The sequence below is a fragment of the Bacteroides sp. 1001136B_160425_E2 genome, from assembly GCF_015559655.1.
In the GTDB taxonomy this organism is placed as follows: Bacteria; Bacteroidota; Bacteroidia; order Bacteroidales; family Bacteroidaceae; genus Bacteroides; species Bacteroides luhongzhouii.
Window position 1 is genome coordinate 1 of the sequence record NZ_JADMQH010000019.1, and the last position, 12,392, is coordinate 12,392.

Here is a 12,392-nt window from a genome sequence, read left to right on the forward strand (position 1 = left end):
AATGCATCATTTTTAAGGATAAATGATAGAAATAGTATGAGAAATACCATTTTATACTTTATTTCTCATAGTGTTATATTATTGTTTTACAGGAGATTATTGTATCATTTATGAGAATATGAGAAATGAAAATGAAAAATCGTTTGCAGAGGAAAGTGCGTAAGTAACCTGAATTCGTCTTTTGGAAAGAGCAAAAAAAGAAAAAGATAAATCCAGAAATCCGGTCGAATCCATATATCGTATGCCCACCGAGCAAAATTCCTTTTCAGTTGTTATTCATGCATAAACATATTCTATACAATAAAAATAATATCATGGAGAAAAATATTTTTCAGTTAGATAATGAGCAGCTCAAAGAGATTGCTCGCTCATTTAAAGCAAAAGTAGAAGAAGGTTTGAACACTGAAAATGCAGAGATACAATGCATTCCCACTTTCATCACTCCGAAAGCAAGTGGTATCAATGGCAAATCATTAGTACTCGACTTGGGAGGAACAAATTACCGGGTAGCAATTGTTGACTTTAGTAAAACTCCTCCCGCCATTCATCCTAACAATGGTTGGAAAAAAGACATGTCGATTATGAAAACTCCCGGTTATACCCGAGAGGAGTTGTTCAAAGAAATGGCAGATATGATAACCGGAATAAAACGGGAAAAAGAGATGCCAATTGGATATTGTTTTTCTTATCCGACAGCGTCCGTCCCAGACGGAGATGCCAAACTGCTGCGTTGGACCAAAGGAGTTGACATAAAAGAGATGATCGGAGAAGTTGTTGGAAAACCTTTGCTCGATTATCTGAATGAAAGAAATAAAATCAAGTTTACGAATATAAAAGTGCTCAATGACACTGTTGCCAGTTTATTTGCCGGACTTACCGACAGTAGTTACGATGCGTATATAGGTCTGATTGTAGGAACAGGCACCAATATGGCTACTTTTATTCCGGCTGACAAAATAAAAAAATTAAATCCGTCGCATAAAGTAGATGGATTGATTCCCGTTAATCTGGAATCCGGGAATTTTCATCCGCCGTTCCTCACTGCAGTAGACAATACAGTGGATGGAATCTCCGGGAATCCGGGAAAACAACGCTTCGAGAAAGCTGTATCCGGAATGTATCTGGGAGATATTCTAAAAGCCACTTTCCCATTAGAGGAGTTCGAAGAAAAGTTTGACGCACAAAAGCTTACCTCTATAATGAACTATCCCGATATTTATAAAGAGGTGTATGTAGAAGTGGCACAGTGGATATATAGTAGATCAGCACAGCTAGTTGCGGCTTCACTGACAGGGCTTATCATGTTGCTGAAATCATACAACAAGGATATACGGAAAATTTGCCTGGTTGCCGAAGGCAGCCTTTTCTGGAGTAAAAACAGAAAAGACAAAAACTATAACATGATTGTCATGGAAAAATTACGAGAGCTTTTCAATTTATTCGGCTTAGAAGATGTAGAAGTTGATATCAAAAGCATGAATAATGCCAATTTGATAGGGACAGGCATCGCGGCTTTATCCTGATACCTCCCGCCCATCCTATCATCGTCATTGCAGAGTGATCCTCCCATCGAGTTGTTTATAAAAATTCGACAGGAATGTGTGAAAACTCTCTTTTTAATGTAATAATCCTTATACATGCTCTTATTCAAATAACGGTATGAGAAGCAAGTTGTATATGGTTAGCCCTTGGACTGTACCTAATGGTATATGCCTTGGGCAAAAGAAAGTGGATGAAAAGTCTAACGAGATAAAAGCTATTCCCGAACTTATCAAACAGTCTGATATTGAGAGCAGTAAATCTTCAATAGGCAGAGCAACAACATCATATTACACTTTTCACAATAACAGAAAGACTTTTATTGATAGCCAACAGCAAAAAATGACATTAATACATTGATAATCATTTTTTTTTTCATATCTTTGTTTGTCAGGAATCAATAAAACATGATTTCTCTACTTATTTTAATCAGAAAAGACACAGGCCTCATCGCTACCCTCTCGCCATTTATTTTTCTACTTTCTGTTTTTCCTTATTCTAAAAATTACAAATTATGCGCAAACAAAAATGTATTTCATTTCCTGCTATACTATTATTGATAGTTGTTTGTAGCCTAACATCCTGCAAGCCAAAAGGTTCCAAAGCCATGCTTGCTGAAAATGCCGCAGTAAAGGTGTATGTAGCACCAGGTAAGTACGACGAATTTTATAATTTTGTCTCTGGTGGTTTCAGCGGCCAGTTGGCTGTATATGGCCTTCCGTCGGGGAGATTGCTTAAAGTGATTCCGGTCTTCACTGCTAATGGTGAAAACGGATATGGATATGATGAAGGTACCAAGGCTATGCTGAACACATCACACGGTTGGCTGCCGTGGGGAGACTCCCATCATACAGATGCCTCACGTACCAACGGAATGTATGACGGGCGCTGGGTTTTCATCAATGAAAATAATACGCCACGAGTGGCAAGAATTGACCTGAAAACATTCCGCACTGTAGAGATCATAGAGTTACCGAACAGTGCAGGCAACCATTCTTCACCCTTCTCTACCGCCAATACCGAATATATGGTCGCCGGTACCCGTTTCAGCGTCCCGGGAGATTACGATAACACGGATGTGCCTATTAGTTCATATAAAAAGAATTTCAAAGGGCACTTAAGCTTCATCAAAGTCGATCCGCAGACGGGGAGAATGAACATCGCTTTCCAAATTGTCACTCCGGGACTGAACTTCGACTTGAGCCGTTCAGGTCAAGGCAAGAGCTCGGACTGGTCGTTTTTCTCCTGCTACAATAGTGAGCAGGCACATACCAACCTCGAAGTAAATGCCTCACAAAATGACAAGGACTTTCTACTGGCCATAAACTGGAAAAAAGCCGAAGAACTAGCAAACACAGGAGCAGGAAAGAAGCAACCTTGCCATTATGCACACAATGTACTTGATGAATCGACCATGACAGCTACATCGGACATGATGAAAGAGGTGCTTGTGCTTGATGCTAAAGAATACCCGGATTTATGCTATCTCATTCCTTGTCCCAAATCACCTCATGGCGTCGATGTTGATCCCACCGGAGAGTATATCATTGCAAGCGGGAAACTTGCGACGAACATTCCCGTGTTCAGCTACGAAAAAATGCTGAAAGCAATAAAAGACAAACAGTTCGACGGCAAGTTCGGCGGCATCAACATACTGAAATACGAGGCTGTGTCTTATGGGGAAGTGCAAGAACCCGGCTTGGGCCCATTGCATACAGAGTTCGATGCAGACGGAAACGCCTATACAAGTTTCTTCATATCATCCGAAATCGTAAAATGGAACATCAAAACCCTTACAGTACTCGACAAGGTTCCTACCTATTATTCTATCGGACATCTTTCTGTAATGGGAGGTAACACTGTCAAACCCTATGGAAAATATATGGTGGCTTACAACAAAATCACCAAAGACAGGTTCCTTCCTACCGGTCCGGAACTGTGCCAAAGTGCCCAGCTGTATGATATAAGCGGCACTAAGATGAAACTACTGCTCGACTTTCCGACCATAGGAGAACCTCACTACGCAACAGCCATCCCCGCCGAGATACTAAAAGAAAAACAAATGAAATATTACAATCTCGCCGAGAATCAAAATCCTTACGCTACCAAGACAGATGCCGATGCCCGTATCGAACGTAAGAATGGAGAGGTTCATGTTTACCTCATCTCGATCCGTTCACGTATCGTTCCCGATAATATAGAAGGTATCAAAGTGGGCGACACGGTCTATTTCCATGTCACCAACATTGAGCAGGAATGGGATATTCCACATGGATTCGCAGTGAAGGGCAATGAAAATGCCCAACTGTTAGTGATGCCGGGTGAAACACAAACACTAAAATGGACTCCTAAAACAACAGGCATTTATCCATTCTATTGTACAGATTTCTGCAGCGCCCTCCATCAGGAAATGCAGGGATATGTACGCGTATCTCCGGCAGACAGTAATGTAAAACTAGTATGCAGTTTCGACGATAAACCTCTTAAAACAATCGTAAAATGATAAACTCTTCTGCACTAAACTTCAAAAACGAGAAGATTTCCTTGCTATCACGCATCCTGTTGGCGATAGCAGGATGCCTTCTTTTCGCCGCACTACTGTTTCCAATCTGGAAAATAGAACTTTCGGCTCCACAGTATCCCGAAGGGCTGAATTTGTATTTACATGCCGACAAGATAGCTGGTGACGTAAACAGTATCAATGACCTGAATCATTATATCGGAATGAAAGAGTTGTACACCGAGGACTTCATTGAGTTTACCGTATTACCCTATATCATTTCATTCTTCGGATTGCTCACATTGGCATGCGCCTTTATCGGCAAAAAGAAATGGGCGATTTTCACCCTGTTCCTCTTCCTCGTCTTCGGTATCGTTTCACTCTTCGATTTCTACAACTGGAACTACAACTACGGGCACGACCTTTCGCCCAAAGCCGCTATCCAAGTGCCGGGCATGGCCTATCAACCACCCATCATCGGATATAAACAACTGCTCAACTTCGGCGTATATTCCATCCCTGCACTGGGAGGTATACTAATGATTCTGTCGGGAGTGCTTATGGCCTTCGTAACGATAAAAGAGTGCAAGATATATAAACTGTTTTCAAAGAAAGCCAATGTGGCGGCACTGATTGCAGGAATGGTATTCATCACCATGTCCTGCACAGGCAAAGTGGAACCACGCCCCATAAATATGAATAAAGATACGTGCGCCGGTTGCAAAATGACCATTACCGACTTGAAATTCGCAACCGAATTCATTACCGACAAAGGGAAGATCTATGTATTCGACGATTTATCTTGCATGATACATTATCTCACGAAACATTCGGATATAAAAGCAAAAGCCCTGTTCGTACCTGATTATCTGTTATCTAACGAACTGTTGAAACTTCAAACTGCTTTTTTTGTAAAAGGAGACAGAGTCCGAAGCCCTATGGGCGGCAATATAGCCGCATTCAAAACACAGGATGCAGCCGAGATGTATGCAAAAGAATTTCATTCGGAAGTGATGTCATGGACAGATTTAGACTTGCCTGCTGGTGTGCAATAATTCTTTTGTCCGCCGCGACATCCCATGCCCGGGTCATCAGAGTGGGTGCTGCCTATAATTTCAAGACTATAGGCAGTGCTATCATACAGGCTCATCCGGGTGATACTGTCGAAGTGTGGGGCGGGGTATACAATGAAAATGTAATCATCGACAAGTCTATTCAATTGAGAGGAATTCATTCTCCTTCGGTCAATGCACGCAATAAGGGAAACGTAATGCTGATCCAAGCGGATAATGTAATCGTTGAGGGCTTCCGGCTGGAAAATTCCGGTCGGTCATCGTTGCATGAATATTGTGGAATCAGAGCAGTAAACTGTAACGGAACGGTGATTAGAAACAATGTATGCCTGAACAACTCGATCGGGATCAATTTGCAGAAGTGTACCCGTGGCATAATTTCCGGAAATAAAGTGACAACGAATATCAACTATCTGCCCGTACTGGGCAATGCCATTCATTGCTGGAGTTGCGATACGCTGGCCATCATTCAAAATCAGGTGAGCAATCATCGGGACGGCATCTATCTGGAATTTGTTTCCGCCTCACAGATCAACAGGAATGTGGTACACGATTGTATGCGTTATGGCTTGCATTTCATGTTCTCGCATTATGACGAATATCATTATAACACTTTCCGCCATAACGGCGCAGGGGTAGCAGTGATGTATTCGCATCAGGTGAATATGACATTCAACCTGTTCGAACTGAATGTGAGTGACATTTCCTACGGATTATTATTGAAGGATATTTATGACGGTATGATTGCACACAATACATTTCTGGAAAACAGTGTGGCAATCTATATGGATGATACACACGATGTGCAAATCAGAAACAACCATTTCGAGAAAAACGGAATGGGAATACGTATGCTGGCAAGCAGCTATGAAAACTGTGTCAGCGACAACAACTTCATCAGCAACACGTATGATGTGACAACCAATAGCAGCTCGACAAACAACAATACCTTTTCGGGCAATTATTGGGATAAATACAATGGCTATGATTTGAACAAAGACGGATATGGAGACGTCCCCCACCACCCTTTGAGTCTCTTTTCCATGTTTGTGGAACACAATCCAATGGCAATGCTCTTCTTTCGCAGTATCATCGCCAACATGCTCGACTTGTCCGAGAGAATTTCTCCAACGATGACTCCCGAAAACTTTGTTGATGAAAAACCTGCAATGAGAAGAAAGTTATGATTGAATTCAAGAACATAAGCAAAAGTTTCGGACGTTTACAAGTGCTGAAAGACATCAGCCTCTGTTTTGAGGACGGTGTTTGTGTCATCTTTATCGGTCCCAACGGTTGTGGCAAAACAACTCTTATCAAATGCCTGCTCCACATGGTTATACCAAATAGCGGAACTGTATGGATAGACAACAAAAACGTAAGTTTACATCCCGACAGCAGGAATCATCTTGGTTTCATGCCGCAAATCGGCTCTTTTCCCGAACACATGACTGTGAACGAAGTGATAAAAGCTGTACAGTCTATCCGGAATTACCGGGGAGAGATAGATAAAGACATTTATGAAGCCTACGATATTCCAGCATTGGGAACGAAGAAAATGAACACCCTCTCCGGCGGTACGGTGCAAAAGGTAAGCGCAGCAATCGCTTTTATGTTTCATCCTGATATTGTGGTAATGGACGAGCCCTTCGCCGGATTGGATATACAAGCTTCCTACATTCTAAGAAAGAAAATTATCAAAGAAAGGGAACATGGAAAAACGATATTTATCACTTCACATATATTAAGCGATATAGACAGTATCATTTCACACGTAGTCTTTATGGAAAACGGTTCGGTATTGTTCAATAAATCTTTAACCCAGCTGTATGCCGAGACAGGGGAAAAGAATATCAGTGAAGCTGTGATGCAACTTATTAAATAGTTAGACAGAATGGATATGATAAAAATCTTCAAACTCATTTTCAAAGATATACTGAAGAACAAAACGACTTTAGTCTTTCTGGTTGTTTTAGCGGTGATGTCGTGGGTATCTTTCTCCATGGAGGACGATGTGAACAAAGGTCTGATTACTATCATGAATGAAATCCTGTTTATCGTTCCCCTCATGTCGATATTGTTTTCTACGATATATCTTCATAATTGCAGAGAATGTATTGTACTGTTGCTGGGACACCCTATTCGTCGGGCTACTATCTGGAACGGCATCTATGCCGGGGTAGCTTCCAGTCTCTGTCTCGCGTATTTGCTTGGAGCAGGCATTCCTATCCTGGTGTATTCATTCAACATGGCAGGACTACTTATGATCTTTATGGGGCTCTGTATAACTCTTGTATTCGTGTCACTGGCATTTCTTATCTGTTCTTTTGTGTCTGACAAATCCAAAGGGATTGGTCTCGCATTGGTTCTTTGGCTTTTCCTTGCATTGATCTACGACGGTATCATACTTTTCATACTGTTCCAGTTCAGCGACTATCCGATAGATCATTTTATGATCGGCACATTGATGCTCAACCCTATTGATTTGGCACGATTGCAAATGCTGATAAAACTGGATGTTTCAGCAATCATGGGATATGCCGGTGCTGCTTTTAAAGAGTTAGTAGGCAAAAAGGCAGGAATAATCGTATCCTTTCTTGTGCTCGTGTTATGGGTTGTGTTACCTTATCTCTGGTCTGTAAGATTGTTCAGAAAGAAAGATTTATAATTGAATATTAAGTAAGGTCTGAGATTCTTACTATGGAAGAAGAGGAAAACTCGTTCCGGAGCTTTCCTCTTCTTTTATCTCTTATTTCTAAGTGAAATAGAAAAAGCTGTATTACTTTATTTTAAGGGCAAAACCACCTCCGGGTGCCAAATGAATCTTCAACTTAGCGTCATTTCTTATCCGGATGGATTCACATTTATAATCACGCCCGATCCGGTGAGCATTTGCGCCATCTTTAAATAACGTAGCGTCATACGTCTTATCACCCAGAAAAGAACAATCCACTTCGATGTCACGTGCCGTCCAATCGGTGATTCCACCTACATACCAGACATTTCCACTCCGGCGTGCTGTTACGATATACTCTCCCATCTTACCATCAAGCACGATACTTTCATCCCATACTGTCGGAATATCAGCAATAAATCCGGTTGATTCCGGTTCGCGCATATAGTTGCTCGGCGTATCACACAACATATTGAAAGGAGATTCAAATACAATATACAGAGCAAGTTGGCGGCAACGAGTCCCCTGACTCATCGGTTCAGAATTACAAGGGTAATAGTTACCTTTCGAAGCATTGCGCATCGCCCCTTGAGTGTAGTCCATCGGACCGGATACTTGACGAGCGAAAGGAATCATCACGTCATACTTCACCTGATCTACCGAAGCCGGACTCCATTTCATCTGTTCCAGCCCATTGACACCTTCAAAGTTCAACACATTCGGATAGGTACGATTCAAACCGGCCGGTTTGTGCGTTCCGTGCAAGTCGAGGATCAGTTTATATTTAGCACACATTTCGGCAGCCCGATAATTAAACGCAGTCATAAGCTGATCGTCACGATCCATAAAATCGACCTTAAAACCTTTTACTCCCATGTCGGCATAATGACGGCAAACGTTCTCCATATCACGTTCGAAAGCATAATAACCGGCCCAAAGAATGATGCCCACATTTTTGGAGGCTGCATAATCTACCAATTCTTTCAGATTAATCTCTTTCACCACTTGCATCAAATCCGCTTGCAGATTTACCGCCCAACCTTCATCAAGTATCACATATTCAATACCGTTTGCAGAAGCAAAATCAATGTAGGCTTTATAAGTCGGATTATTTACTCCGGTTACAAAATCAACGCCATCCAAATTCCAGTCATTCCACCAGTCCCATGCTACTTTACCGGGTTTGATCCATGAAAGATCCGTCAGACGGGAAGGGGCAGCCAATAAATAGCTCAAGTTGCTTGCTGCCAAATCCTTATCGGAAGTGGTAACAATGCTCATACGCCACGGGAAATTTCTGGGTTTATCAACTTTGGCAATGTAAGCTTCATGCTCTTTCACCAACATTTGAAGTTGATTGTGTCCGCCTTGCACCATCTTCTTGGGGTATGGCGCGAAACGTCCCGTCAACCGATTTTCTCCTTCAGCAGCAGACAAATAGAGACCGGGATAATTCTCCAAATCGGATTCTGTAATACAAATCTTAACACCTTCGCCGGCATCCACGACTAACGGCAAAAACATCAAACGTTTTTTATTCAGTTTTGACAATGGACCGGTAGTATAAGTATTCTCAAATGAATTGAAATATTGGGAATCATAATCACCGTCCTTTCCTCCTCTTACATACGGTACAGAAGCTACCATATCAGATGGGAAATGATAATCTACTATTTCATCTACCACATTGAAAGGTTTCTTCGCACGGCTGACAAAGCGGTAAGCAATACCATCATTGTACACACGGAACTCTACATTCCAGTCTTTTTTAAACCGAAGAGTCAACTCATTATAGTGGTCTCTTAATTCACTGGCACGATAGAAAGGAGAAGGAATCATCTGATCTACTTTTTTCCCGGAAGTGCCGGACAACTTTGCTTTCTCTCCCCAGACTTCTCCGTTATCCAATGTCATCGAAATTGGAGAAGGAGCAAGGATCTGCCGTCCGTTACAGTAAATATCATAAGTCAACTTATCACCTACGGTAATCGTCGTTTGAAGCTTTCCATCCGGAGAGTTCAAAGTAAATTGTTTTTGCGCCTGTACCGTAAGCGTACATGCGACAACACACAAGAATAATAAAATCTTCAGTTTTTTCATGGTTTTAATTATAGTAGTTATCAAATTATAGAAGAACGATACAAAAATAAAATAATATATCATACTAACCTATATGAAAACTAAAAAACAGAGATAAAAAAGAATACGTGATTCTATCTTTTTCCTGTCAGAGATTGAATGCAATCGACTTCTTCCTGCTGATAAGGTACTCCGGTAGGACGATAAATATCATGAAACCATAATTCCGGTTCTTCCCCCGACGGAATAACGTCATCCCAGGCAAAAATAGTATTTGTCTTCCCTGCAACAAATCCCCAATTGATGGCGCCTACCTTTTCTTTTTTTATCAAAGGAAGAACATTGCAAAAGCGGCTGTCATTGCGACGAGCCATATATTCGGTACTCCCAATAGTTGTTCATATCGAAAAGCAGTCCAATGCGCCGAGAAGCCAGCTGTTTGGGCATACGGCTTTTCTTATCGTAGGCAGCACGAAGCTTTTTCATCTCCTGCACAATACGTACATATTCTTCACCGCCCGGAGAAAGAGTCACCCCGTCGGTCATTATCATGCCGTAATGGCATTGCTCACTGCCTTTCAGAGGTTGACGGAAACGGTAATTGCACACAAACTTCCCGCCAGCTGCAAAAACATGATACACCCACATTCGCTCGGCAATTTATTAATGGCTTTATATATTTCTTCTTCCAGTTCACGCTCCAGCAATGTCCCCAACGGATGCGAATCGGATATCGTCATTTTATTGTCTGTTATCTCATCAGGCATTAGAGATGAAAACGCGATCTCGCGCTTTTCCCATTCTGAATTAAGGATGTATTAGTCAAGTTAATGGCACAAATTTAAAGAAATTGCAGCAGACTACCTAATATCCATATTAATATCTTCAAGGACATCACAACCCAAAAGAATTATAAAAAAACTTCTCTCACTGATTTACGAAATATAGAATAAAAAGTTATTTTTGCACCGTTTTTTAATTTTTTCTTAAACTAGTATCATGTACAAGATTTTTCATGGCTTCCATCTAGTGGAAGCTTATCAGGATTTAAAGAAAGCCAAACGGTTAGCAAAAAATCAGACAGTGGCCAGATGTATAAAGTTAACCGTAGCTATTACCCTTTCCCTTATTTTATGGCTCCTCCCAATTGACACATTTGGTATAGAAGGGTTAACTGTTATAGAACAAAGACTTATTTCTATCTTTATTTTTGCCACACTTATGTGGGTATTCGAGGCTGTCCCTGCATGGACCACTTCCGTGCTGATTGTCGTTTTATTGTTACTTACCGTTTCCGACAGCAGTTTATGGTTCCTCATTCAAGGGGTTCCAACAGAAGAATTGGGACAGACAGTCAAATATAAGTCCATTATGCACTGCTTTGCCGATCCTATCATTATGTTATTTATTGGTGGTTTCATACTTGCCATCGCAGCAACCAAAAGCGGATTGGACGTATTGTTGGCACGCGTCATGCTAAGACCTTTCGGAACACAATCACGCTATGTACTATTAGGGTTCATTCTTGTTACAGCTGCATTTTCAATGTTTCTTAGCAATACGGCTACAGCAGCCATGATGCTTACTTTCCTTACTCCTGTATTAAAAGCACTTCCGGCAGACGGTAAAGGTAAAATAGGTTTGGCCATGGCTATTCCTGTGGCTGCCAATGTAGGCGGTATGGGAACTCCTATCGGCACACCGCCCAACGCTATCGCTTTAAAATACCTGAATGACCCGGAAGGACTGAACCTGAACATCGGTTTCGGAGAATGGATGAGTTTTATGTTACCCTATACTATTATTGTATTGTTTATCGCCTGGTTTATACTTTTACGGTTGTTTCCCTTTAAACAAAAGAATATTGAGTTACAAATTGAAGGTGAAGCCAAAAAAGATTGGCGTTCCATTGTGGTTTATATCACTTTTGCCATCACAGTCATACTTTGGATGTTTGACAAAGTGACAGGAGTAAATTCAAATGTAGTAGCTATGATTCCGGTAGCCGTATTCTGTATAACGGGAGTCATCACTAAACGTGACTTGGAAGAAATCAGTTGGAGCGTACTCTGGATGGTAGCCGGTGGCTTCGCCCTAGGCGTTGCTTTACAGGAAACCGGGCTGGCCAAGCATATGATTGAAGCTATCCCCTTCAACACATGGCCTCCTGTATTAATGATTGTCGGCTCCGGGCTGATTTGTTATGCTATGGCAAACTTCATCTCACATACGGCTACCGCCGCATTGCTTGTCCCCATTCTTGCCATTGCAGGAAGCAGCATGCGCGAAAATCTGTATTCATTAGGTGGAGTCGAAACTTTATTGATCGGGGTAGCAATCGGTTCATCATTAGCAATGATATTGCCTATTAGTACTCCTCCCAACGCATTGGCGCATGCCACAGGCATGATTCAGCAAAAGGATATGGAGAAAGTCGGCATAATCATGGGAATTATCGGATTGATACTGGGATATACTATGTTGATTATACTTGGCTCCAACAAGTTATTATAAATAATCCTCTTCCCGT

General features: G+C 41.5%; 8 protein-coding genes and 4 pseudogenes. 8 read left to right on the forward strand and 4 right to left on the reverse strand.

The features are described 5' to 3' along the window. The first annotated feature begins 314 nt into the window (after window positions 1–314). The 7 genes and pseudogenes from I2I04_RS18180 (at window position 315) to I2I04_RS18210 (ending at window position 7,777) form a co-directional block, all read left to right on the forward strand. Window positions 315–1,523, forward strand: a complete 1,209-nt coding sequence (locus I2I04_RS18180; RefSeq protein ID WP_195655578.1) for a hexokinase — start codon at window positions 315–317, stop codon at window positions 1,521–1,523. A gap of 97 nt (window positions 1,524–1,620) precedes the next feature. Continuing rightward, window positions 1,621–1,794 (forward strand): annotated as a pseudogene (locus I2I04_RS18185) (ISAs1 family transposase); the annotation flags it as partial. 259 nt (window positions 1,795–2,053) lie between these two features. Next, window positions 2,054–4,042 carry a Sec-dependent nitrous-oxide reductase gene (gene nosZ, locus I2I04_RS18190; RefSeq protein ID WP_143260438.1) on the forward strand — a complete coding sequence of 663 codons (1,989 nt, stop codon included), beginning with the start codon at window positions 2,054–2,056 and terminating at the stop codon, window positions 4,040–4,042. Then, window positions 4,039–5,094 carry a nitrous oxide reductase accessory protein NosL gene (locus tag I2I04_RS18195; protein ID WP_195655579.1) on the forward strand — a complete coding sequence of 352 codons (1,056 nt, stop codon included), beginning with the start codon at window positions 4,039–4,041 and terminating at the stop codon, window positions 5,092–5,094. The genes nosZ and I2I04_RS18195 overlap by 4 nt, the downstream gene beginning before the upstream one ends. Further along, window positions 5,058–6,299 (forward strand): nitrous oxide reductase family maturation protein NosD, encoded by a 1,242-nt coding sequence (nosD, locus tag I2I04_RS18200; protein WP_195655580.1) that lies wholly within the window; start codon window positions 5,058–5,060, stop codon window positions 6,297–6,299. Before I2I04_RS18195 ends, nosD begins: the two co-directional genes overlap by 37 nt. Continuing rightward, on the forward strand, window positions 6,296–6,994 hold the full coding sequence (locus I2I04_RS18205; protein WP_143260440.1) for an ABC transporter ATP-binding protein: 699 nt from the start codon (window positions 6,296–6,298) through the stop codon (window positions 6,992–6,994). Before nosD ends, I2I04_RS18205 begins: the two co-directional genes overlap by 4 nt. Before the next feature lie 9 nt (window positions 6,995–7,003). Continuing rightward, window positions 7,004–7,777 (forward strand): ABC transporter permease subunit, encoded by a 774-nt coding sequence (locus I2I04_RS18210; RefSeq protein WP_229127011.1) that lies wholly within the window; start codon window positions 7,004–7,006, stop codon window positions 7,775–7,777. A 111-nt stretch (window positions 7,778–7,888) separates the two neighbouring features. Here I2I04_RS18210 and I2I04_RS18215 read toward each other — a convergent pair whose 3' ends face one another. The 4 genes and pseudogenes from I2I04_RS18215 to I2I04_RS23680 all read right to left on the reverse strand — a co-directional run. Continuing rightward, window positions 7,889–9,883, reverse strand: a complete 1,995-nt coding sequence (locus I2I04_RS18215) for a glycoside hydrolase family 97 protein (protein WP_195655581.1) — start codon at window positions 9,881–9,883, stop codon at window positions 7,889–7,891. Window positions 9,884–9,996: 113 nt separating this feature from the next. After that, window positions 9,997–10,245, reverse strand: a pseudogene (locus tag I2I04_RS18220) (1,4-beta-xylanase); the annotation flags it as partial. 1 nt (window position 10,246) lies between these two features. Then, window positions 10,247–10,519 (reverse strand): annotated as a pseudogene (locus I2I04_RS18225) (beta-galactosidase); the annotation flags it as partial. Next, a pseudogene (locus I2I04_RS23680) lies at window positions 10,507–10,674 on the reverse strand (RNA polymerase sigma-70 factor); the annotation flags it as partial. The pseudogenes I2I04_RS18225 and I2I04_RS23680, both read right to left, overlap by 13 nt. Before the next feature lie 187 nt (window positions 10,675–10,861). Between I2I04_RS23680 and I2I04_RS18235 the strand changes: the two are divergent. Continuing rightward, entirely contained in the window at window positions 10,862–12,376 is a 1,515-nt protein-coding gene (locus I2I04_RS18235; RefSeq protein WP_143260456.1) for an SLC13 family permease, read from the forward strand. The last annotated feature ends 16 nt before the right edge of the window (window positions 12,377–12,392 follow it).